Genomic DNA, 23,421 nt, shown 5'->3' on the forward strand with positions numbered 1-23,421 from the left:
CGGAGCGAGCATATGACGTGGTTCAACAGCGCATGGAAAAGCGTGATCCTGGGTGGGCTGCTGGGCGCGCTGGCGTCGACGGCCGCCTCCCAACAGCTGGTCTGGTCGACGGCGGCCATGCCGGCCGTCGGCATTGGTGCTGTTCCTGCAGTGGTCGGGCAGTGGCATGCGACCACATTGGCCGATGGCAGCGAGCTGGCGCTGGCGCCCGACGGGCGCTTTCTGCGCCATCGCGTGCCCGGTCAGCGTGCGCGCGAGATCGCGCTGCCATCGGTACGCATCGATGCTAGCGTCACCTTGCTGCCGAGCGGGCGCGTGCTGGTCTGGGGCGGCCGCGATGCTAAGGGCCGGCTGCAGGACGGCGGCGCGTGGTTCGATCCGGCAAGCGCCTCCGTGCAGCCGGCCATGGGGCTGAGCCTGCGTGCGCGCTATGGGCACACCGCCACGGTCCTTACCGATGGTCGCCTCCTGCTCGCCGGCGGCACTGGCGATGGCGCCGGTGCGCAGGTGTGGGACGAAGCCAGCGATCGGGCGATCACCCTGCCTGCGGATCTGCCGGGCGGCGGCGACGCAACCTCGCGCCTGCTGGCCGATGGCCGTGTGGCGTTGCCGGCGTCGCGGAACGCCCAGCGCATCGCCAGCGATGCCGTGTTCGATCCGCTCGCGGGTGCGTTTCTTCCGTATCCGGCCAGCATCGCCGATACGCCAGGCGCGCCACGGCTCGCCGGCAGCGTGCCTGTGCAGGGGGCAGCCGGCGTCGCGCTGACCGCGCGGCTCGCGCTGCGCTTCTCGCGTCCGCTGCACATGCCCACGTTGTCCGCGCGCACCGTCACCCTGGTCGGTCCGGAGGGGCGCGTCGCGGTACGCATCGCGCCTGTGGAGCAGGGGCGTCTGCTGTTCGTGCAGCCGCGTCAGGCCTTGTTCCCGGATTCCCGCTACACCCTGATGGTCGACGGTGCGCGCGGCGCATCGGGCGATGCCGTGCCGCTGATCGCCCTGGATTTCCGCACTGCGGCGTACGACAGCAACGGACAGCCGGTGGCGCACGCAACGGCCGCGCCGGCAGAGGCGGGCGCCGCACCCAGCGTGCAGATGACCGGTGCAGGCACGTCGGCGTCCTGTGCCAATGACGGTGTGCCGTGCCGCGCGCACGGCCTGTTGGTGGACGGCGTCTGGTACCCGGGACAGGACAATACCGACAGCCGCTGGCGCATCTATGGCGCATCGCAACAGCCGGAACATAACGCGCGCATCGCGCGCATCGCCGCGACCTTCCACGTGACGATGGTGCGCGGGCGTGTGGTGCGGGTCGACCAGCAACCCGTGGCCGGGGTCGAGGTCAGCATCGGCAAGGAGCGCGCGCTTACCGACAAGAACGGCTGGTTCACCCTGTTCGATGTGCCGGCGGGGCATCATGAACTCTACGTCGACGGCAGCACCGCCAACACGGCCGGCGCTGAATACGGTCAATTCGTCGTCGGCACCGAAGTCGCCGCCGGCCGATTGAACGAACTCGGCTATCTGCTGCATCTGCCACGCATCGCTGCGCGCGACAAGATCCGGATCCCGTCGCCGACCGTCCAGGACATGGTCGTTGGCCACCCGGACATTCCCGGCCTGCAATTGCGCATTCCCAAGGGCACCGTCGTGCTGGACCGCAAGGGCCGCCTGGTGACCGAACTGGCGATCGTGCCGACGCCGGTCAATCGCGCGCCGTTCCCGGTCACCGAAAACCATCCGATGGCGTTCACGGTCGAGCCGGGCGGCGCGCAGATCCGCGGACTCGACCCAGGCGCCAACAACGGCATTCAGGTCTACTACCCCAACTACGACGGCTACGCCGCGGGTACCCAGGCCAATTTCTGGATGTACGACCCGCGCGATGGCTGGCGCGTCTACGGCAAGGGCACCGTTTCGGCCGACGGCAAGCATTTCGTTCCCGAGCCTGGCGTCGCCTTGCACCAGACCATGGGCGGCATGTACAGCGTGCCCAGCAACGACCCGCCCAGCGAGGCCGGGTTGCCGCCGGATGGGCATTGCTGCGGAACCCCGGGTAGCGGCGGCGTCGCCAATGCGGCCGATCCCATCGACCTGAAGACCGGCGAATTCGTCCATTCGGAAACCGACCTGCAGATCGCCGATGTGACGGCGCTGAGCCTGTCGCGCAGCTACCGTCCCCATGACATGAAGCAGCGCGAGTTCGGCATCGGCACCGCGTCCAACTGGGGCTACTACCTGCACAACCCAGGGGGCACCTACGATTCGCTCGATCTGGTGCTGCCGACTGGCGCTTATATCCGCTTCGATCGGGCCTCCGGTTCCGGCCCGCGTGGCGAGTGGCGCCAAGCCGGTTCGACCACGCAGTATGCGGGCGCCGTGCTGCAGTCGGTCTACGATCCGGACCCGTTGCAGCCCTGGGGCCGCGGCTTCCGCATCACCCTGCGCGACGGCAGCCGCATGCAGTTCTCCAGCTACATGGACACCCGCCTGCGCTGGCTTGAAGACCGCTACGGCAACCGCACCACGCTGCTCTACGACGCGGGTCTGGTCGCGCGCATCGTCTCTCCCAGCGGGCGCTATATTGGCCTGGAGTACGACACCCGCAATCGCGTTGCAGCGGCGACCGACAACGCCGGCAACCGCTGGACCTATGCCTACGACAGCAATGGCTTGCTTGCCACGGTGGGGTTCCCCGATGGCGGCAGCAAGGCGTATGCCTACCAGTCCAGAAGCCAGAACAACGCACTCGCGCAGCATCGGATGCAGTCCATCACCGACGCGCGCGGCAAGCGCGTCCTGCTCAACGAGTTCGAGGTCGTCAACGGCGTGTCCACCGGCAGGGTCGTCAAGCAGACCCAGGCCGACGGAGGCATCTTCGTCATCGACTATGCGCATGTCGATGGCGGCACCACTGGTGTGCTCGTCACCAGTCCGGACGGCAGCAAACGCCGCGTCGTCTTCGACGGCAACAGCGCCTATCCGAAGACCGACATCCTGGCCTATGGCACCGACAAGCAACAGACGTACAGCTTCGAGCGCAACGCCTACGGGCAGGTCACCGCCAGTATCGACCCGCTCGGCCGTCGCACCGAGTATCGCTACGACGCGGGCGGGCGACCGCTGCAGGTCACGCTGCTGGCGGGCACCACACAGGCGCGCGTGTCCAGCCTCAGCTACACCAGTGACGGCGACCTGCAATCGGCGACGGATCCGCTCGGGCGGGTCACGCGGCTGGACTACGGCGCCAACCGCTGCCTGACCGCGGTCACCGATCCTGGCGGCCGCACGGCGCGCTTCGCCTGCGATGGCGCGGGCCTGCCGTTGAGCGCGACCAATGCGATCGGCCAGACGATCGCCTTCCAGTACGCTGGCTACGATCTGGCCGGCATGGTCGATCCGCTGGGGCGCAGCACGCGCTTCCAGTACGACAGCCTCGGTCGGGTGACCGGCAGCCGCGACGACCAGGGCAACGCCACGCGCCAGGAATACGATGCGCTGGGCCGGGTCAGCAAGGCCTACGATGCCGCCGGCAACGCGACCGAATTCGGTTACGACAAGAACGGCAACGTCGTGGCGGTCCTGCTGCCGCACGGCAACGGCATCACCTATACCTACGACGAGCGCAATCGTCCGCTGACCCGGACCGACGCGCTGGGCCAGTCCGAGACATGGACCTACGACACCATGGACCGGGTCGCCAGCTACACCGATCGCAAGAGCCAGAAAAAGACGTTCGCCTACGACGTGCTTGGGCGCCTGTCGGTGGTCACCGAGGCCGACGGGCGCACCCAGACCTTCACCTACGACGCCGGCAACCGCCGTGTCGCGCTGGTCGATTCGGCAGCGGGCACCCTGAGCTGGGACTACGACCTGTTCGACCAGGTCATCAAGGCCATCACCCCGCAAGGCAACATCGTCTACGAATACGACGCCGCGGGCCGCCGTACCAAGATGATCGCGGCCAACCAGGCGGCACTGGAATACCGCTACGACGACGTCGACCGCTTGCGCACCCTGCTGCAGGGGAGCGAGACCGTGGCGTTCGATTACGACGCCGCCGATCGCCTCACCGAGACCACGCTGCCCAACGGCGTCAAGACCGGGTATGCCTACAACACCGCCAACCAGACCACCGGCATCGCCTGGCTCAAACCGGACGGCACGGCCCTTGGCGAGATCGGCTATGGCTACGACCAACTGGGCCGGCTGGTGGCGCAGACCGGCAGCTTCGCCCCGCAGGCGCTGCCGGCGGCCCGCAGCGGCAGCTTCGACGACAACAACCGGCAAACCCAGGCCGATGGCCAGACGCTCAGCTACGACGCCAACGGCAACCTGCTCTCCGATGGCGTAAGGACCTACGTCTGGAACGCGCGCGACCAGTTGGTGGAGATCAAACAGGGAACGGCGAGCATCGCCAGTTTCGGCTACGACCCGCTGGGTCGAAGAGTGAGCAAGACCGAAGGCGGGCAGACGATCAGCTATCTGTACGATGGGCTGGACGCGGTGCAGGAAACCCAGGGTGGCACCGTCAACCCGATCCTGACCGGGCTGGGCATCGATGAGCGCTATGCGCGGAACGAAGCCAGCGGACGTGCGTATTTCCTGAGCGATGCGCTTGGCAGCACGCGTGCACTTACCAATGCCAGCGGTGCCTTGATCCAGCGTTATGACTATAGCCCCTACGGCCAGACCAGTCAGGCCAATACAGGGACCAGCAATCCCTACCAGTACACGGGGCGGGAGCGGGATACGAGTGGGCTTTATTACTACCGGGCGCGGTACTATCGGCCAGACTTGGGGCGCTTTGTTAGTGAGGACCCCATTGGGTTGGTCGGTGGAGCAAACCCTTATGCCTATGTCCATGGTTCCCCACTGATGTATGGAGATCCTTTAGGTCTTTTTGATTTGCCATCAATTCCCCAGCCGGTAGTAGATGCGGTAGCAGGTTTTGGCGATTCGTTGTCATTTGGGTTGACGAACTACATACGGGATCAATGGGATATTAATGGCGCAGTTGAAAAATGTTCAGGTTATTATTCCGGTGGGCAAGTCGCCGGAACTGTTTATAGTTTAGCTATGCCTCTGAGTCGATTGGGTTACGTGGCAAAAGCCCGTCAGATTCCAAGATTGGGATTGTCTGCAGAGGAAAGCGTAATCGCAAGAAACGCTCTGAAGAATTATTTCAGAGGACCTTTCGCTTACTCATTGAGAAATTGGCATGCCGTCACATATGAAGGCCTGGTGGCGCAAGGAAAGAGTAGTGCCGACATAATTGCTGGCGCAGGAAGAACGAGCATTGGGTGGACATCCGTTTTAGTAGGAGGCGGCTTAGTAGGTTCGGCAACGCGCGCAGGAAGAATTGGAGGTAATTGTGGTTGTGGTCAATAAAATACTGGTTCGTCGCTATAGGGTCTACGATCCGCTAGAGCAGGATGTCTTTGTCTATGGCGCTGGGGAGTTAAATTTTTTTTCGTCTGGTAATAAGAGTTTGAATGTGGCGGGTTGGCTTGTTGATTGGGAGAAAATATTGCGTGGCCCAAGGCGCATAATATTCTTTGAAGACGATGGATTTAAATTTATCGATGTTGGTGGGTTAGTTTTTAAAATTGGGCATGGAGTTGAGGTGCATTGCGTTCGAAATATATTTATTTCAAAATTGAGTGTTCTTAATAACGGCGTGCCGGCTGCGTCTGTTACATACCTAACTCCTTGGTGGCGACTAATTTTTGACGATGGTAGTCACCCAGATTTGCAATTTCCTTTAGAGTATTTCTCTAAATTGTGGAATGATAATATTTTCATATTTAACAAGGCTGGTTAGTTCTGGGTGATAAGCGGATGTGAGTGTGGATAAAGATTGTGGTGGGAGGCGGGGCTTCTTCTATGGCTGTTGCTCTTCCTGTTTTTGGTGAGTTTATTTTTTGATGAATAGAATTTGGTTATTTTCTGCATTGGGTTTTTTGATTTTTGTCTAGTAACTCTCCCGGGATAATGGTTTCCAATCATCTGAGGTCAATAACTTTGGAAGGTTGGGTGATTTTGATGCAGATGATGAATTCGGACGGCAGGGCCCTGGGCGAGATCGGCTATGGCTAGGGCTACGACTAGGTCGGCCGCTTGGTGGCGCAGATCGGCAGTAACAACCGTCAAGCCCAGGCCGATGGCCAGGCGCTCAGCTACGACGCCAACGGCAACTTGCTTTCCGACGGCGTACGCACCTATGTCTGGAACGCGCGCGACCAGTTAGTCGAAAGGAAATAGGGGGCAGCAAGCATTTCCAACTTCGGTTACGACCCGCTGGGCCGAAGAATGAGCAAGGCCGAAGGCGGACAGACGATCAGCTATTTGTATGATGGACTGGATGCGGTGCAAGAGACGTAGGGCGGCACCGTCAACCTGATCCTGACAGGGCTTGGTATGGATGAGCGCTATGCGCGGAATGACGTCAATGGCCGAGCGCATTTCCTGGCAGATCATCTGGGCAGTATGCGGAGCAAGGCGGCTGACACTGGTAGCCGCCATGGCTATTGGTGGTAGTGCCGCTGTGGAGGATAGGGGATGAGAATTGAGGTTCGCATAAGGCAATCAGAGATTCGCTTTCGTAGTGGAATTAAGCTTATTTTGTTTGTTGCTGTTGCGGCATCTATCGCATGGATTATAAATGTATTGTGGCTGGCGAAGCTTCTTCTTTTTTTTGCTTTGTTTTTTTCTGCCGTTACAGTATTTGAATTTTTTAATGCTTGGCGGCTTAGGAAAAGGCTGCAATGATTATTGGCTGCTCGTGTATATCGAGCTCGGCATGCATGAGCTCTGTACGTGCAATAAATCTAGTGGGTATGTGTCCGGCGAGATTGATTTTGGCTTTGCTGAGGCGGCCTAGGGAATGAGGCGGTCAGTATCGTCCTTTCTGGGATTGAAGGTGTATAGGTCATGAATAAATTCGATTTTTACATTTATGCGCGCCGTTGATTTCCTCTCGGTTTATGGCGCAAGCACATTCTCCGTTCTGTGCTACGGTGTTTTTGATGCAGCTTCCTTGCAGGGAGCATATGCAACGCTGAAGCGGGATATCAGTTCGCGGAGCGAAGCGTCCGTTTACAGGATGCTTGGCGACGATTGGCCGAACGGCGTATTGCTCCTCGAGACGGTCGTGGCTGCTCCGGATGCGATCTCTGCAGAAATTCATCGGGCCTTGGCAAGCATGTTCGATGCGGAGGGCTGCAGGTTCTCCCTGTGCATGTATGGCGGGGCTTTTAATCGCTATGAAAGTTTGTTTTCTCCAGATTTTTTCGATCAGGTGTATGCGTTCGCGTTCCGCAGGAACGACCATGTCGTCAATCTCGATGCGTCATTGCTTGCCTCCGGGCAATGGAAGGACATTATCGCTGCCTGTCGACTGAGAGCCTCGATCTAGGAGGAATGGTCCTTGTGCCGGCGGGCCTGTGGCGAACGACTCCGTCTCGGTTCGACATTGATTGCCTACCAGACGTCACCGTCACGGATTCGGCCATGCTCCATGACGGGGTAAGAAGGCCATCGAACTGGCAAGCGATCAGGTGCGTCATCTGCCCGTATGCGGTCCCAGATCTGCGCAGTGTGCAATGTCGGTTCTACTGCGATGCAGCAAAATCTCCGCAGCGACGCTGCGTATGCTGGTGAAGCAAAACAAGTCCATGCCAGTCACCCCAAGCAAACCCGGTATTCCATCGCTATAGCGTCAGTCGATATCCGTGCGGCGTCGAGGCATACCTCGCGTCGCGGTTGACAGGCTTGGGGCGATTCGGGAAGCGTAGGCGCCGGCCGCACCTCGGCGTGTGCGGTCCGGCCGCGACATGGCATGCGTTCGCCGTTCCTGGGAGGGAGTCTCTTGCACACACAGACCGCTGGCGCGCGCGCGCCGTTTCGCACGGCGCTGGCCGCGGCCGCTGCGCTTGGCCTGCTGGCGTTGGCCGCCGCCGTTCCCGGTCGCTCCGTGCCGGTCGCACCGGCGGCCGCGCCGCCGCCGCCGATCCATCCGGACCGGTGGCCGTCGCCGGCCTGGCCGTTGAAGGAGGATCCGGCGCTGGAGGCGCGCATCACCAAGCTGATGGCGCAGATGTCGGTGGAGCAGAAGGTCGGGCAGACCGTACAGGGCGACATCGGCAGCATGACCCCGGAGGACGCGCGCAAGTACCACATCGGTTCGGTGCTAGCTGGCGGCAATTCCGATCCCGGCGGCAAGTACGACGCCAGCCCGGCGCAGTGGCTGGCGCTGGCCGATGCCTATTACACGGCGTCGATGCAGACCGACGGTGCCGGACCTGCGATTCCGATCATCTTCGGCATCGACGCGGTGCACGGGCAGAGCAACATCGTCGGCGCCACGCTGTTCCCGCACAACATCGGCCTGGGCGCGACCCGCGACCCGGAACTGATGCGCAAGATCGGCGAGATCACCGCCGCCGAGACGCGCACCACCGGCATGGAATGGACCTTCGCCCCGACCGTGGCGGTGCCGCAGGACGACCGCTGGGGCCGCACCTACGAAGGCTATTCCGAGTCGCCCGAGGTGGTGGCCAGCTACGCCGGCAAGGTGGTCGAGGGGCTGCAGGGCGTGCCCGGCACGTCGGGTTTCCTGGACGGGTCGCACGTGATCTCCTCGGTCAAGCACTTCCTCGGCGATGGCGGCACCACCGACGGCAAGGACCAGGGCGATACCCGGATCAGCGAGCAGCAGCTGCGCGACATCCACGGCGCCGGCTATCCGCCGGCGATCGCCGCGGGGGCGCAGACGGTGATGGCCTCGTTCAACAGCGTCAACGGGGTCAAGATGCACGGCAACACGGTCATGCTGACCGACGTGCTGAAGGGGCAGATGCATTTCGGCGGCTTCGTGGTCGGCGACTGGAACGGCCACGGCCAGGTGCCCGGCTGCCGCAACGACGATTGCCCGGCCGCGTTCAACGCCGGCGTGGACATGCTGATGGCCCCGGACAGCTGGAAGGGCGTCTACGAGAACGCGCTGAAGGCGGTGAAGTCGGGGCAGATCCCGATGGCGCGGCTGGACGATGCGGTGCGGCGCATCCTGCGAGTCAAGCTGCGCCTGGGCCTGTTCGAGGCCGGCAAGCCGTCGCAGCGTCCGCTCGGCGGCAAGTTCGAGCTGCTCGGCGCGCCCGAACACCGCGCGGTGGCGCGGCAGGCGGTGCGCGAATCGCTGGTGCTGCTGAAGAACCAGGGGCAGCTGTTGCCGCTGAAGCCGCAGCTCAAGCTGCTGGTGGCCGGCGACGGCGCCAACGACATGGGCAAGCAGGCCGGCGGCTGGACCCTTAACTGGCAGGGCACCGGCACCAAGCGCGCCGACTACCCCAACGGCACCACCATCTGGGAGGGCCTGCAGCAGCAGGTCGGCGCCGCCGGCGGCAATGCCGAACTGGCGGTGGACGGCAAGTTCACCACCAAGCCGGACGTGGCGGTGGTGGTGTTCGGCGAGCATCCCTACGCCGAATTCCAGGGCGACATCGCCACGCTGCTGTACAAGCCCGGCGACGACAGCGACCTGGACCTGATCAAGTCGCTCAAGGCCCAGGGCATCCCGGTGGTGGCGGTGTTCCTGAGCGGGCGGCCGCTGTGGGTGAACCGCGAGATCAACGCCGCCGACGCCTTCGTCGCGGCCTGGTTGCCGGGTTCGGAAGGCGCCGGCATCGCCGACGTGCTGCTGCGCAAGGCGGACGGCAGCGTGCAGTACGACTTCCACGGCAAGCTGAGCTTCTCCTGGCCGCGCACCGCGGTGCAGTTCGCCAACAACGTCGGGCAGAAGAACTACAGCCCGCAGTTCGCTTTCGGCTACGGCCTCACCTACGAGGACAAGGGCGATCTGAGCCGCTTGTCCGAGGTGTCGGGCGTGTCCGGCGCGCAGGCGGTGGGTGGGGTGTACCTGGACCGCGGCAAGCCGGCGGCGGGCATCAATCTGATCCTGTTCGGCGGCACGCAGGCCAATCTGCCGGCGGCGACCTTCCCGGCGGCACTGGCCGACGGCTCGCTGAAGGTCACCGCGATCGACCACAAGGCGCAGGAGGATGCGCGACGCTTCGTCTGGTCCGGCAGCGGCAAGTCCGGGTTGGCGCTGGTGTTGCCCAAGCCGCTAGACGTGTCGCGCGAGAGCAATGGCGACGTGCAATTGATCCTGACCGTCAAGGTGGATGCGGCGCCCGGCGCCGCCGCCCGCATCGGCGTGGCCTGCGGCCACGACTGCGGCGCGCGGCTGGACCTCGGCAAGGCCTTGGCCGCGCTGCCCAAGGGCGAGTGGCGCACCCTCGGCGTGCCGCTGAAGTGCTTCGCGGTGGCCGGCGCCGACCTGACCCGGCTTGAGCGCCTGCCCTTGATCGAGAGCGACGGCGCGCTGGATCTGTCGCTGTCGCGGATCGCGCTGGGCAGCAGCAACGACGCGCAGAGCGTGGTCGACTGCCCGCTGCATTGAGCGGCGGCGAACGGTTTTCTTGAACGAGCGGCGCCGCCCACGCGGGCGGCGTCATGGACAACGGTGCGACAGGGCTGCGGCCCGTAGGAGAAGGCAGTGGGGTTGGCGACGTTGGATGTGGCGATCGTGGTGGTCTACCTGGCGGGCATCTTCCTGCTCGCGCAATGGGTCTCGCGGGAGAAAGCCGGACACCGCAAGAGCGCGGAAGATTACTTCCTGGCCAGCAAGACTCTGCCGTGGTGGGCGATCGGCGCCTCGCTGATCGCGGCGAACATCTCCGCCGAGCAGATCATCGGCATGGCCGGTTCCGGTTACGCGATCGGCTTGGCGATCGCCTCCTATGAGTGGATGGCGGCGCTGACCCTGCTGATCGTCGGCAAGTTCTTCCTGCCGATCTTCCTGCGCAACGGCATCTACACCATGCCGCAGTTCCTGGAGCAGCGCTACGGCAAGTGGATCCGCACGCTGATGGCGGTGTTCTGGCTGCTGCTGTACGTGTTCGTCAACCTGACCTCGATCCTGTGGCTGGGCTCGATCGCGGTGAGCCAGGTCACCGGCATGGATCAGACCCTGGCGCTGGCGCTGATCGGCGTGTTCGCGCTGGTGTACCAGCTGTACGGCGGGCTGAAGGCGGTGGCGCTGACCGACATCGTCCAGGTCACCCTGCTGGTGCTGGGCGGTCTGCTGGTCGCCGGACTGACCCTCTCGCGGATCGGCGACGGCGCCGGCGTGCTCGCCGGCTTCCGCCACCTGTGGAACGCGCACCCCGAGCACTTCCACATGATCCTGTCCAAGGACAACCCGTTCTACAAGGATCTGCCGGGCCTGAGCGTGCTGCTCGGCGGCCTGTGGGTGATGAACATCAGCTACTGGGGCTTCAACCAGTACATCATCCAGCGTGCGCTGGCGGCCAAGAACATCGGCGAGGCGCAGAAGGGCATGGTGTTCGCCGCGTTCCTGAAGTTGCTGATGCCGGTGGTGGTGGTGGTGCCGGGCATCGCCGCGGTGGTGCTGGCGCCGGACCTGGCCAAGCCCGACCAGGCCTATCCGACCATGATGCAGTTGCTGCCCAGCGGCATCCTCGGCCTGGTGTTCGCCGCGCTGGTGGCGGCGATCGTGGCCTCGCTGGCCTCCAAGATCAATTCGGTGGCGACCATCTTCACCCTGGACTTCTACGCCAAGTTCCGCCCGCAGGCCGACCAGCCGCAGCTGGTGCGGGTCGGCCGCGTGGCCGCGGTGACCTCGGTGCTGATCGGCATCCTCACCGCGCGGCCGCTGCTGGGCAATTTCGACCAGGGCTTCCAGTTCATCCAGGAATTCACCGGCTTTTTCACCCCGGGCGTGGTGGTGATCTTCATGCTCGGCCTGTTCTGGAAGCGCGCCAACGAGGCCGGCGCACTGACCGCGGCGATCGGCTCGGTGCTGCTGTCGTTCGCGCTCAAGAAACTGTGGCCGGAACTGCCGTTCATGGACCGCATCGGCCTGGTGTTCGTGCTGTCGCTGGTGGCGGCGGTGGTGGTGTCGCTGCTCACCCCGCTGGCGCCTGCGCGCGACCTGATCCGCACCGACGATGTGCGCTACGGCACCACGCTGGGCTTCAAGCTCGGCGCCGCCGTGGTAATCGCGATCCTGGTGGCGCTGTACGCCGTGTTCTGGTGAGCCACGGGCCGGCCGTGGCGTGGTGCGCTCAGACGTCGCCGCCCTGCCACGGCTCGGCCAGCCAGGCGTCGAGCGCCTCGGCCGGCATCGGCCGCGCGATCCAGTAGCCCTGGCCTTCGTCGCAGCCCCAGTCGCGCAGCATCCGGTACACGGTTGCGCTCTCGATGCCCTCGGCCACCACCTGCTGGCCGAAGTCGTGGCCGAGATGGATCATCGACGGCACCAGCATGCCGTCGCTGCGGCTGCCGGGCAGGGCGCGGATGAACGACTGGTCGATCTTCAGTGCGCTGGCCGGAATGTTCTTGAGATAGCCGAGGTTGCTGTAGCCGGTGCCGAAGTCGTCGATGGCGATCTTCACCCCGAGCGCGCTGATCTGCTGCAGTTGTTCGGCCACCCGCTGCGGATCGCGGATCATCGCGCTCTCGGTGAATTCGATCTCCAGTGCGCCGGGCGCCAGCGCATGCTGCTGCAGCAGCGCCTGCAGCCGGGCGATGAAGTCGGCCTGTTCCAGGTCCACCGCCGACACGTTCAGTGAGACGCTGAAGCGATAGCCGCGCTGCTGCCACAGCGCCGCCTGGGCGATGCCGGCGCGCAGCACCCAGGCGGTGATGCGGCTCATCAGTGCGGTCTTTTCCGCCAGCGGGATGAAGTCGTTCGGCGCCACCGTCCCGAGCAAGGGATGCTGCCAGCGCAGCAGCGCTTCCACGCCCACGCATTCGCCGCTGCGCAGGCTCACCCGTGGCTGGTAGTGCAGGCTCAGCTGGCCGCGCGCCTCCAGCGCTTCGGGCAAGGCGGCCAGGATCCGGAAGGCATTGCGCTGGTTGGCGTCGTGGTTGCGCTCGTACAGGCTCCAGCGCTGCCCACGCTGGCGCGCCATGTCCACCGCAGTGGTCAGCGAGCGCACCGTGTGATTGGCGCTCAGCGCCCCGTCCAGACGCACCGCGCCCAGCGAGGGGCTGGCCGCATGCGGAATGCCCTGGTGGTCGATCGCCGCGGCGAAGGCGTCGCAGAGGTGCTCGCACCAGTACTCCAGATGCGCCGTGTCGCTGCCTTCCATGATGAACACGAAGGTGGTGGTGTCGATGCGGTACAGCGGCAGGTTGCCCAGCGCCTTGCGCAGGCGGTCGCGGGTGGCCAGCAGGTAGCCCTCGGCGTACTCCCAGCCCAGCGCCTTGACCATGTCGCGGAAATAGTCGATGCCGCACACGTCGATCGCCACCGCGGTGTCGTGGTGGTCGGCGGTCTGCAGCGACAGCCACATGGTCAGGTCGTCGTTGAAGCGGCTGCGGTTGGGCAGGCCGGTCAGCGCATCGACGAAGCCGCTGTTGCGCAGGGTGTCGATGCGCACCATCAGCAGGTCGCGCAGGTCCTGCAGGGTGCGGCGCGCCACCTCGTCGAACTCGTGGCGCGGCTCGCTGTCGATCACGCACAGCGTACCCAGGCTGGCGCCATCGGCCATCAGCAGCGGCGCGCCGGCGTAGAAGCGGATGAACGGCGGGCCGGTGACCAGCGGGTTGTCGCGGAAACGCGGATCCTGGCGGGCATCGGGCACCACCATCAGTTCCGGGCTGTGGATCGCATAGGCGCAGAACGCCTGGCTGCGCGGCGTCTGCGGAACCTCCAGGCCGACCCGGGACTTGAACCACTGGCGCTGTTCGTCGATCAGCGAGACCAGCGCGATCGGCACCCGCAGGTAGCGGGACGCCAACTGCGTGACCAGATCGAAGACCTGGTCGGCCGGCGTGTCCAGCAGACACAGCTGGCGCAGGGCGCTGAGCCGTTGCGGCTCGTCCAGCAAGGCGGGTGGGGGAGACTTCAGCATGCCGGGTTATCGGCCCGGTACCAGGGGACTTGAGCGCCGGCCGGAAGAGCGGTTCAGGCCACCGCCGCGCCGCCTGCCTCAGCGTGGCGGATCGCGCTGCGGGCTGGGCCGCTTGGCCAGCTTGCGCTGCAGCGAGCGGCGGTGCATGCCGAGCAGGCGCGCGGCGGCGGAGACGTTGCCGCCGGTCTCGTGCATGGCCTGCTGGATGTGCTCCCACTGCAGGCGGCTGAGCGGGGTCATCGCGTCCGGCACGTCGCTGCCGTCCTCGTCGTCCTCCTCCTCGGCCTCCAGGCCGATCGCGCGCAGGATCATCGGCACCGTGGCCGGCTTGGGCAGGTAGTCGTCGGCGCCGAGCTTGATCGCCTCCACCGCGGTGGCGATGCTGGCGTAGCCGGTGACCAGCAGGATGCGCATGTCGGCGCGGATCGCGCGCAGCGGCTGGATCAGCGCCAGGCCGGATTCGTCGCCGAGCTTGAGGTCGATCAGCGCGTAGTCCGGCGGCGCCTCGGCGGCCAGCGCCAGTGCGGCGGCGGCGCTGTCGGCGGTGCGCGTCTCCAGGCCGCGGCGGGCGAGGGTGCGCTGCAGGGTGCGCAGGTACAGCGGATCGTCGTCGACCAGCAGGCCCAGCGGGGTGTCGGTGTTCATGCGGAGGTCTCCAGGGCGAGCAGCGGCAGGCGGAAGCCGACCCGGGCGCCGTGGTCCGGCGCCGGCTCGGTCCACAACTCACCGCCCAGGCGTTCGATGGTCGCATGCGACAGCGCCAGGCCCACGCCCATGCTCTCGGGCTTGCCGCTGCGGAACAGAGTGGCCGGCAGGCCGACCTGGTTGGCGTCGAAGCCGCCGCCGTAGTCGCGCACCTCGCCGACCAGTTCGCTGCCGGTGACCCGCACGTTCAGGTCCACCTGGGGGTGGCCGGCGCGTTCGCCGGCGTCGGCGGCGTTGTTCAGCAACACCTGCAGCAGATGGCCGATGGCGCTTTCCATCCGCAGCTGCAGCGGCGCGTCGTCGTTGCGGCGCAGCCGCACGGTCGGCCGCACCAGTTGCCACTGGTGCAGTACCTGCGCCAGCGACACCGTCTGCCCGCCGGCGCGCTGCGCCGGTGCGGCCAGCGCCAGCACCCGTTCGCGGCACTGCACCAGCAGTTCGCGCAGGGTGTCCAGGTCCTCGCGCAGCTCCGGCTGGGTACTCTGTTCGGCGATGTCGTCGGTGAGCAGGGTCATCGTCGCCAGCGGCGTGTTCAGCTCGTGCGCCACCGACGCGGCATGGGTGGCCAGGGCGACGATGCCCTCGTTGCGGGTGAAGCGCTCGCGCAGCAGCGCCAGCTCGCGCTCGCGCTCGCGCATGGCCATCGCCAGGCGGGTGGAGAACACCAGCACCACCACCGTGGACAGCAGGAAGTTGGCGGCCATGCCCCAACGCTGCAGGTCCAGCGCCTGGTAGGGGCCGTGCGGCAGCGGCAGGCCGAACAGCGCGCTGACCGCATAGCCGGCCACGCAGGCCAGCGCCACCGCCAGCGCCCAGCGCAGCGGCAGGGCCAGCACCGCCAGCGCGATCAGCACCAGGAACAGCGAGCCGAAGGCGTTGCCGATGCCGCCGCTCCAGCCGACCATCCAGGTCAGCACGGTCACGTCGACCAGGATGTGGCCGAAGGCGGTGGCCGGCGCGGCCGAGTCGGCATGGCGCAGGCGCAGCTGCGCGTACAGGTTGAACAGCGCCAGCACCGCCACGCCGGCCCACAACGGCGCCTGCGGCAGTGGCAACTGCAGCGGCCAGGTCGCCACCAGGATCGTCGCGGCCTGGCCGGCGGTGGCCAGCCAGCGCAGGCTGCACAGGGTGCGCAGGAAGGAGGCATCGGTCGAATCCATGCTGCGCATCGTATGCGCTGGACCCAGGGGCTGCCTGCGACAAACCGTCGCAGCGGTGCCGCCTGGCTGAATCGGCGGTGCCGGCGCGTGCGGCAGGAGCGGCCGCGCAGGCTAAAATGGGCGCATGTACGATGCCGTCAGCCGCCCCACGCCTCCCGCCGATGCCGCGCCCTGGGCGCGCCGTCTCACCCAGCCGGTCCGCATCGGCGGCGTCACCATGGGCGGCGGCAAGCCGGTGGTGGTGCAGTCGATGACCAATACCGACACTGCCGACGTCGCCTCCTCGGTCAAGCAGGTGGCCGAACTGTGGCGCGCCGGCTCGGAACTGGTGCGCCTGACCGTCAACAATCCCGAGTCGGCCGCGGCGATCCCGCGCATCGTCGACAAGCTGCGGATGATGGGCATCGAGGTGCCGCTGATCGGCGACTTCCACTACAACGGCCACCAACTGCTGGCGGCGGAGCCGGCCTGTGCCGAGGCGCTGGCCAAGTACCGGATCAATCCCGGCAACGTCGGCTTCGGCAAGAAGAAGGACACCCAGTTCGCGCAGCTGATCGAGTTCGCGCTGAAATACGACAAGCCGGTGCGCATCGGCGCCAACTGGGGTTCGCTGGACCAGGCGCTGGCGGCGCAGCTGATGGACGAGAACTCGCGGCGCGAAGTGCCGTGGGATGCCGGCCGGGTGCTGCGCGAGGCGTTGATCCGCTCGGCGCTGGACTCGGCCGAGCGCGCGGTGGAGCTGGGCCTGGGCCGCGACCGTATCGTGCTCAGCTGCAAGGTCAGCGGCGTGCAGGAACTGATCGCGGTGTACCGCGACCTGGCGCAGCGCTCGGACTTCGCCCTGCACCTGGGCCTGACCGAGGCCGGCATCGGCAGCAAGGGCATCGTCGCCTCCAGCGCGGCGCTGGCGGTGCTGCTGCAGGAAGGCATCGGCGACACCATCCGCATCTCGCTGACCCCGGAGCCGGGGCAGTCGCGCACGCAGGAAGTGATCGTCGCCCAGGAATTGCTGCAGACCACCGGCCAGCGCGCCTTCACTCCGCTGGTCACCGCCTGCCCGGGTTGTGGCCGCACCACCTCCGAGTTCTTCCAGGAGCTGGCCAAGGTGGTGCAGAACCACGTCCGCGCGAAGATGCCGGAGTGGAAGGTGACCCATCCCGGCGCCGAGAGCATGACCCTGGCGGTGATGGGCTGCGTGGTCAACGGGCCGGGCGAGTCGCGCCACGCCAACATCGGCATCTCGCTGCCGGGCACCGGCGAAGCGCCGGCCGCGCCGGTGTTCATCGACGGCGAGAAGAAGGTGACCCTGCGTGGCGAGAACATCGCCCATGAGTTCGTGGCGTTGATCGACGAGTACGTCGAACGCACCTATGTCCGCCGCACCGGGTGAATCCGCCGCCGAGGCGGCCGGCCTGCGCCGCTGGCTGCGGCTCAATGCCTGGCGCGTGGTGCTGCTGTTCGCCGGAGTCCTGCTGCCATTGGGCGTGTTCGTGGCCCTGGCCGACGAAGTGCATGCGCTGGAAGACCTGTATTTCGACGAGCCGCTGCTGTGGAGCATGCGCGGCCTGACCAGCCCGGGTTGGGACCGCTTCTTCACCGTGGTCACCGAAGCCGGCTACCAGTACGGCGTGATCCCGCTGGACACGCTGATCGTGCTGGTGCTGCTGGGCATGCGCCGCTGGCGCGAGGCGCTGTTCGCCGCGTTGTCCTTCATTGGCTCGGCGCTGTTGAACATGGGCGCCAAGCAGTTCTTCCAGCGCGACCGGCCCAGCCTGTGGGAGTCGATCGCGCCGGAACACCACACCTTCAGTTTTCCCAGCGGCCACGCGATGGGCTCGATGACCCTGGCCGCGGTGCTGATCGCGCTGAGCTGGCGTACCCGCTGGCGCTGGTCGGTGCTGTGGCTGGCCGGCAGCTTCACTCTGTTGGTCGGCGTGTCGCGGGTGTACTTGGGCGTGCATTACCCCTCGGACATCCTCGGCGGCTGGAGCGCGGCGCTGGTGTGGGTGGTGGGGCTGTACCTGCTGCTGTTCCGCGGCGAGCGCCGGCCGCGCTGGCGTGCGCGGCGCGCATTGGCATGATCTCCAGTACGCGCCAATCCACACTGCTGGCGCTCGCTGTGCCGTCGCTTCCAAAACCTGCGAAGGATGAACACATGACCAGATCCGAGCGAGCGTGTCAGATTTGGGCAGTGCTGGCGTGGGCGGCACGCCATCGCCAGTCTTTAACCTACTTTCAGTTGGCCGCGCTCACGGGCGCACATCCCGCGGGTCTTGGTCAGCTACTTGAGCCTATTCAGTCGTATTGCTTGCTAAATCAGCTGCCCCCGCTCACAGCGATAGTCGTACAGCAGGAGTCGGGTTTGCCGGGTAGCGGCTTTATTGGGGCCACTGCAGAAGAGTTGGGTAGGGCGCAAATGGCGGTTTTCGGATGTGACTGGCTCGCGCATGGCAATCCTCAGCCTGAAAGGTTCGAAGCTGCTGTTCGCGAACGTCCGTCCAATGGAGAGAATTGATTTCTTCCGCCTGATGGTGCGGGCAGCGCTTTATGTAAGTGCAAAGCGGCCCACTACATATTTGTAAAACGGGAAAAGTATTTCCTCTGCTGATGTTGTTCGAGCGTTCGCTGCAGTCTCCCGCTACCAGCTCGAACTGGCGCCGCCGCCGCCGGAGCTGCCGCCGCCGGAGGAGGAGTCGCTGCTGGAACTGGAGGACGACGAGGATGAGGACGATGCCGCGGACTCGGCCGCGGCGCGTTCCCTGGCGGCTTGAGCGGCATGGTAGCTGGCGGTGTATGCGAACACGCCGGGCGCGGTCTCGGCGATATGGCCCTTGCGGATCAGCGCATTGCGCCGCCGTGTGAGCGCCTGCAGGAAGCGGCTGTAGCGCTGCGGCGAGCGGTAGCGCTGCGCGGCGATGGCCAGGGTCAACACCAGGATCAGCAGTTCCAGCGCCAGGAAGATCACCGTCATCGTCATCGACCTGGCCGACAGCAGCACCACGAAGATGCCGGGGTTGGCGCTCAGGAACAGGCGGATGAACCATGCCCAGAAACCGCCGCGCGCGGTGTCCTGGACCAGTTCCTCGGGCTTGTCCGACAGGCGCGGATGCCGCCGCAGCAGACGCCTGCGCAGATAGCCGGTCCAGGCCTGGCGCAGCGGCAGCAGCAGCCACACCAGCACCAGCAGGCCCGCCCAGGCGATGGCGCCGCGCTGCCAGTGCATGCCGTCGTCGGCCGCTTGCGCCAGTTCGGCGACGGCGGCGGGATCCTGCGCGGCGGCGCGGCCCATGAAGTCGAACGCGGCGACGATCGCGTCGGCGGTGTCGCCCTGGCGCAGGCGCGGCGCCAGGTAATCGTCCAGCGCGTGCCGGGCGACCACGTCGGGCAGCGCACCCTCCAGGCCGTAGCCGACTTCGAAGCGCGAACGCCGGTCCTGCATCGCCAGCACCAGCAGCAGGCCGTTGTCGCTGCCTTGCCGGCCGAGCCTCCAGCTGCGGAAGGCGCGCTCGGCCAGGCGCTCGATCGGTTCGTCCTGCAGCGACGGCACGATGTAGACCGCGCCCCAGATGTGCTGGCGCTCGCGCAGGCGCTGCAGTGCCGCGTTGATCCGCTGGGTGTCGTCCGCACTGAGGGTGCCGGCGGGGTCGACCACGTTCGGCGTGTAGGGCGGAATGGCGACGGCGCAGCGGCCGAGTACCGGCCACAGCAGCAACGCCAGCACCAGCAGGGCGCTCAGTCGGAACGGCGTCCAGCCGCGCGGAACGCTGGCGGCGGCATGTGCGGCCTGGCTGCGCATCGCTAGGCCAGGCTGTACAGGGCGGCGGCACGCGCGTGCAGCGCGGTCGTATCGAACAGCGGCACCGCCGCGTCGGCAGGGCCGACCAGCAATCCGATCTCGGTGCAGCCCAGGATCACCGCCTCCGCGCCTTGCGCCTGCAGCCCTGCGATCACCTCGCGGTAGCGCAGCCGCGACGGCGCCTGCACCACGCCCTGGCACAGTTCCTCGTAGATGATGCGGTGCACGGCCTCGCGCGCCGGCGCATCCGGGATCAGCACGTCGAAGCCGCGCCGTTGCAGCCGTTCGCGGTAGAACGCCTGCTCCATGGTGAAGCGCGTGCCGAGCAGGCCGACGCGGACGATGCCGGCGGCCTGCAACGCATCGGCGGTGGCATCGGCGATGTGCAGCAGCGGCAACGGGACCGCGGCGGCGATCGCGTCGGCGACGCAGTGCATGGTGTTGGTGCACAGCACCAGGAAATCGGCGCCGCCGGCCTGCAGCGCGCGCGCCGAGGCCGCCAGTGCGGCCCCGGCCGCATTCCAGTCGCCGTCGCGCTGGTACTGCGCGATCTCGTGGAAGTCCACGCTGTGCAGCAGCAGCTTGGCCGAGTGCAGTCCGCCCAACTGTGCGCGCACCGTCTCGTTGATGTGCCGGTAGTAGGGCAGGGTGGATTCCCAGCTCATGCCGCCGATCATGCCGATCGTCTTCATCGTGCGTCGCTTGCCGCCGTGTCGAGTGCGCGAGGATGGTAGCGGCATCGGCCGCGTGCGGCGACCGCGCGCTGTGCCTGTGTCGGCGATCGTCGGGACGCCGCGGCGCGACGCGGCGTCACGCGCACCGCTAGGCGTCCAGGGGCGGCGGCGTGCCGGCACCGGCGCGCGCCGCACGCCGTGCCAGCACCGCCTCGCGGTGGGCGATGTAGGCGTTGGCGCCGAGGATCACCAGCGCGCCCAGCACGGTGCCGCCGTCCGGCGTCTCGTCGAACAGCCACCAGCCGAACAGCGCCACCAGCGGCAGCTGGGTGAAGCTGATCGGGGTCAGTGCGGAGACCTCGCCGAGGCGCAGCGCATGCGTCCACAGCAACTGGCCGAGGGTGCCGAACAGGCCGGTGGCCAGCAGCCACAGCCAGTCGATGCCGTGCGGCCAGCGCCACACGAACAGCGCCGGCAGCAGCGACATCGGCACCCAGAACGCATAGGTGTAGAACACCACCGTGTTGGCGGCGTCGACCCGCGCCAGTTGCTTGATCTGGATCGCGACCAGGGCGCTCATCACCGCGGCCAGTACCGCCACCAGGGTGCCGGGGCTTAACGCGGCGGCGCCGGGGCGCACGATCAGCAGCACCCCGACGAAGCCGCACAGTACCGCCAGCCAGCGCCGCAGGCGCACCGTCTCGCCCAGCCACAGGGCGGCGGCCAGGGTCGCGAACAGCGGGGTGGAGTAGGACAGCGCGATCGCCTGCGACAGCGGCAGATGTCCGATCGCCCAGAACCCGGCCAGCATCGACACCAGGCCGATCGCGGTGCGCAGCAGGTAACGCGGCAGTTGCGCGGTGCGCGGCCATGGCCGGCCCGGGCGCAGCAGCATCGGCAACAGGAACAGCAGGCCGAACAGGTTGCGGAAGAGCGCGATCTGCAACGTGGACAGCTGCGCCGAGGCCAACCGGATCGCGACGACCATCAGCCCGAAGGCCATCGTACTGGCCAGCATCAGCAGCGCCGCGCGCAGCGGCGTGGGCGCGGCTACCACTGTGCGCCGACGATGCGCGGCTCCGGCTCCAGGATGACGCCGAAGCGCTCGCTCACCGAAGCGGTGATGCGCCGCGCCAGTCCCAGCAGCTCGGCACCGCTGGCCTGGCCGTGGTTGACCAGCACCAGCGCGTGCGCGGCGGACACGCCGGCATCGCCGTCGCGGTAGCCTTTCCAGCCGCAGGCCTCGATCAGCCACGCCGCCGACAGCTTGCGCTGGCTGTCGTCGTCGCCAGGAAACACCGGCAACGCCGGGTGTTCGTGTTGCAGCGCCAGCGCCTGTTCCAGCGGCAGCAGCGGGTTCTTGAAGAAGCTGCCGGCGTTGCCGAGCACGTCCGGGTCGGGCAGCTTGCGCCGGCGGATGTTGATCACCGCCTGGGCCACGTCCGGCGCACTGGGCGTGGCGATGCCCATCGCCTGCAGTTCCTCGCCGATGCCGGCGTAGTCCAGGCGCAGCGCGTGCAGCCGCGGCAGGTTGAACTCCACCGCGGCGATCAGGTAGCGGTCGGGCTGGCGCTTGAACAGGCTGTCGCGGTAGCCGAACTCGCAGGCGGCCGCGTCCAGCCGCACGAAGCGCGCGTCGGCGCGGTCGTAGGCCTCGACCACGTGCACGAACTCGCCCATCTGCGCGCCGTAGGCGCCGATGTTCTGGATCGGCGCGGCGCCGACCGTGCCGGGGATCAGCGCCAGGTTCTCCAGGCCGGACAGGCCTTGCGCCAGCGACCACATCACCAGCTCGTGCCAGCCCACGCCGGCGCCGGCGCGGACGATGGCGTAGTCGGCGCGGTGCTCCAGGGTGTCGATGCTGCGGTTGGCGAAGCACAGCACCACGCCCGGCGCATCGCCGGCGAACAGCATGTTGCTGCCGCTGCCCAGCGGCAGCAGCGCGGCGCCGGCCAGCTCCGGCGCCAGCAGCGCCTCGGGCAGCGCCTCGGGCGCGAAGATCTGCAGCAGCCACGGCGCCTGCGCGGCGACGTGGAAGGTGTTGAGCGCCTGCAGCGGCGCCTGCGCGGTGAGCGACCAGGCCGTCGTGCTCATGGGACGACCACGTCCCCGCGGCTGGGCGCTTCGCGGCGCCGGCGCATCGCCTCCACGCACTCGCCGATCAGTTCCGGCCCGCGGAACACCAGCCCGCTGTAGCACTGCACCAGGGCCGCGCCGGCGGCCATCTTCGCCACCGCGTCGGCACCGGAGAGGATGCCGCCGACGCCGATCAGCGGGATGCTCTCGGGCAGGCGCGCGCGCAGCCGGCGCAGCACCAGGGTGGACTGGCCCAGCAGCGGCGCGCCGGACAGGCCGCCGCTTTCGCCACCCAGCGGTTCGTGTTCCAGGCCGGGGCGGGCGACGGTGGTATTGGTGGCGATCACCCCGTCCACCTGCAGGTCCGACAGCACCCGCGCCGCCGCGTCGATGTCGCTGTCGCTCAGGTCCGGCGCCACCTTGACCAGCATCGGCACGCGCTTGCCGTGGCGCGCCGCCAGCGCTTCCTGCGCCTCGCGCAGGCGCGCGATCAGCTGCCGCAGCGCCTGTTCCTCCTGCAGCTCGCGCAGGCCGGCGGTGTTGGGCGAGGAGATGTTGACGGTGACGTAGTCGGACAGCGCATAGACCTTTTCCAGGCAATGCAGGTAGTCGGACGCGGCGTCCTCGTTCGGGGTGTCCTTGTTCTTGCCGATGTTGATGCCGAGCAGGCCGCGCCGGCGCCGCGCGCGCTCGACGTTGCGCACCAGCGCGTCCACGCCCAGGTTGTTGAAGCCCATGCGATTGATCACCGCCTGCTGCCGCGGCAGCCGGAACATGCGCGGCTGCGGATTGCCGGCCTGCGCGCGCGGGGTGACCGTGCCGATCTCGACGAAGCCGAAGCCCAGCGCCAGCAACGCGTCGATGTGCTCGCCGTTCTTGTCCAGGCCCGCAGCCAGCCCGACCGGGTTGGGGAAGTCCAGACCGAAGGCGCGCGTGGGCATCGGCGCGATCGTGCGCGCCAGCAGCGGATTGGTGCCGGTGCGGTAGGCCAGCTCGATCGCGCGCAGGCCCAGGGCATGCGCGCGCTCGGCGTCGAAGGCGAACAGGAACGGTCGGGCGAGGGAGTACATGGC

Annotated in this window: 17 protein-coding genes; 9 read left to right on the plus strand and 8 right to left on the minus strand. The window is 66.8% G+C overall.

Translation table 11 applies throughout. The features are described from left to right. Positions 1 to 12: 12 nt before the first annotated feature. The 7 genes from SLW55_RS13740 to SLW55_RS13770 all read left to right on the plus strand — a co-directional run bounded on the left by SLW55_RS13740 (position 13) and on the right by SLW55_RS13770 (position 12,115). The gene (locus tag SLW55_RS13740; protein ID WP_193312620.1) at positions 13 to 5,388 is read left to right on the plus strand and encodes an RHS repeat-associated core domain-containing protein; all 5,376 of its coding nucleotides are present in this window, start codon (positions 13 to 15) and stop codon (positions 5,386 to 5,388) included. Next, a complete protein-coding gene (locus SLW55_RS13745) occupies positions 5,372 to 5,821 on the plus strand; it encodes a hypothetical protein (RefSeq protein ID WP_152236855.1) in 450 nt (149 codons plus the stop codon). The genes SLW55_RS13740 and SLW55_RS13745 overlap by 17 nt, the downstream gene beginning before the upstream one ends. A gap of 296 nt (positions 5,822 to 6,117) precedes the next feature. Further along, entirely contained in the window at positions 6,118 to 6,261 is a 144-nt protein-coding gene (locus SLW55_RS13750; RefSeq protein WP_017912154.1) for a hypothetical protein, read from the plus strand. A gap of 297 nt (positions 6,262 to 6,558) precedes the next feature. Beyond that, the gene (locus tag SLW55_RS13755) at positions 6,559 to 6,768 is read left to right on the plus strand and encodes a hypothetical protein (RefSeq protein ID WP_152236854.1); all 210 of its coding nucleotides are present in this window, start codon (positions 6,559 to 6,561) and stop codon (positions 6,766 to 6,768) included. A 187-nt stretch (positions 6,769 to 6,955) separates the two neighbouring features. Further along, positions 6,956 to 7,414, plus strand: coding sequence for a hypothetical protein (locus SLW55_RS13760; RefSeq protein ID WP_152236853.1), 459 nt, complete (start codon positions 6,956 to 6,958; stop codon positions 7,412 to 7,414). A gap of 453 nt (positions 7,415 to 7,867) precedes the next feature. Further along, positions 7,868 to 10,456: an exo 1,3/1,4-beta-D-glucan glucohydrolase gene (locus SLW55_RS13765; protein ID WP_152236852.1), complete on the plus strand. Its 2,589-nt coding sequence runs from the start codon at positions 7,868 to 7,870 to the stop codon at positions 10,454 to 10,456. A 96-nt stretch (positions 10,457 to 10,552) separates the two neighbouring features. Continuing rightward, positions 10,553 to 12,115: a sodium/sugar symporter gene (locus SLW55_RS13770; RefSeq protein WP_152236851.1), complete on the plus strand. Its 1,563-nt coding sequence runs from the start codon at positions 10,553 to 10,555 to the stop codon at positions 12,113 to 12,115. Positions 12,116 to 12,143: 28 nt separating this feature from the next. Here SLW55_RS13770 and SLW55_RS13775 read toward each other — a convergent pair whose 3' ends face one another. The 3 genes from SLW55_RS13775 to SLW55_RS13785 form a co-directional block, all read right to left on the minus strand. Next, positions 12,144 to 13,937 (minus strand): sensor domain-containing phosphodiesterase, encoded by a 1,794-nt coding sequence (locus tag SLW55_RS13775; protein WP_193312619.1) that lies wholly within the window; start codon positions 13,935 to 13,937, stop codon positions 12,144 to 12,146. 78 nt (positions 13,938 to 14,015) lie between these two features. Continuing rightward, positions 14,016 to 14,582: a response regulator transcription factor gene (locus tag SLW55_RS13780; protein ID WP_152236850.1), complete on the minus strand. Its 567-nt coding sequence runs from the start codon at positions 14,580 to 14,582 to the stop codon at positions 14,016 to 14,018. Then, positions 14,579 to 15,802, minus strand: coding sequence for an ATP-binding protein (locus tag SLW55_RS13785; protein ID WP_043091040.1), 1,224 nt, complete (start codon positions 15,800 to 15,802; stop codon positions 14,579 to 14,581). The genes SLW55_RS13780 and SLW55_RS13785 overlap by 4 nt, the downstream gene beginning before the upstream one ends. A 124-nt stretch (positions 15,803 to 15,926) precedes the next feature. Here SLW55_RS13785 and ispG point away from each other — a divergent pair, with 124 nt between their 5' ends. Both ispG and SLW55_RS13795 read left to right on the plus strand, forming a co-directional pair. After that, entirely contained in the window at positions 15,927 to 17,192 is a 1,266-nt protein-coding gene (gene ispG / locus SLW55_RS13790) for a flavodoxin-dependent (E)-4-hydroxy-3-methylbut-2-enyl-diphosphate synthase (protein WP_017909991.1), read from the plus strand. Beyond that, complete coding sequence (locus SLW55_RS13795; RefSeq protein WP_152236849.1) at positions 17,173 to 17,883, plus strand: phosphatase PAP2 family protein; 711 nt, start codon at positions 17,173 to 17,175, stop codon at positions 17,881 to 17,883. The genes ispG and SLW55_RS13795 overlap by 20 nt, the downstream gene beginning before the upstream one ends. 557 nt (positions 17,884 to 18,440) lie before the next feature. On the opposite strand, the gene SLW55_RS13800 is transcribed toward SLW55_RS13795, so the two are convergent. The 5 genes from SLW55_RS13800 to SLW55_RS13820 all read right to left on the minus strand — a co-directional run bounded on the left by SLW55_RS13800 (position 18,441) and on the right by SLW55_RS13820 (position 23,418). Then, complete coding sequence (locus SLW55_RS13800; protein WP_043091897.1) at positions 18,441 to 19,598, minus strand: TPM domain-containing protein; 1,158 nt, start codon at positions 19,596 to 19,598, stop codon at positions 18,441 to 18,443. 2 nt (positions 19,599 to 19,600) lie between these two features. Then, positions 19,601 to 20,290, minus strand: coding sequence for an aspartate/glutamate racemase family protein (locus tag SLW55_RS13805; protein ID WP_152236848.1), 690 nt, complete (start codon positions 20,288 to 20,290; stop codon positions 19,601 to 19,603). Positions 20,291 to 20,420: 130 nt separating this feature from the next. Continuing rightward, positions 20,421 to 21,329 (minus strand): DMT family transporter, encoded by a 909-nt coding sequence (locus tag SLW55_RS13810; RefSeq protein WP_320745296.1) that lies wholly within the window; start codon positions 21,327 to 21,329, stop codon positions 20,421 to 20,423. After that, positions 21,323 to 22,366 carry a UDP-N-acetylmuramate dehydrogenase gene (gene murB, locus SLW55_RS13815; RefSeq protein WP_152236846.1) on the minus strand — a complete coding sequence of 348 codons (1,044 nt, stop codon included), beginning with the start codon at positions 22,364 to 22,366 and terminating at the stop codon, positions 21,323 to 21,325. Before murB ends, SLW55_RS13810 begins: the two co-directional genes overlap by 7 nt. Beyond that, a complete protein-coding gene (locus SLW55_RS13820; RefSeq protein ID WP_043091899.1) occupies positions 22,363 to 23,418 on the minus strand; it encodes a quinone-dependent dihydroorotate dehydrogenase in 1,056 nt (351 codons plus the stop codon). Before SLW55_RS13820 ends, murB begins: the two co-directional genes overlap by 4 nt. Positions 23,419 to 23,421 lie beyond the last annotated feature (3 nt).

This window comes from Xanthomonas sp. LF06-19 (assembly GCF_034105425.1).
GTDB lineage: Bacteria > Pseudomonadota > Gammaproteobacteria > Xanthomonadales > Xanthomonadaceae > Xanthomonas_A > Xanthomonas_A sontii.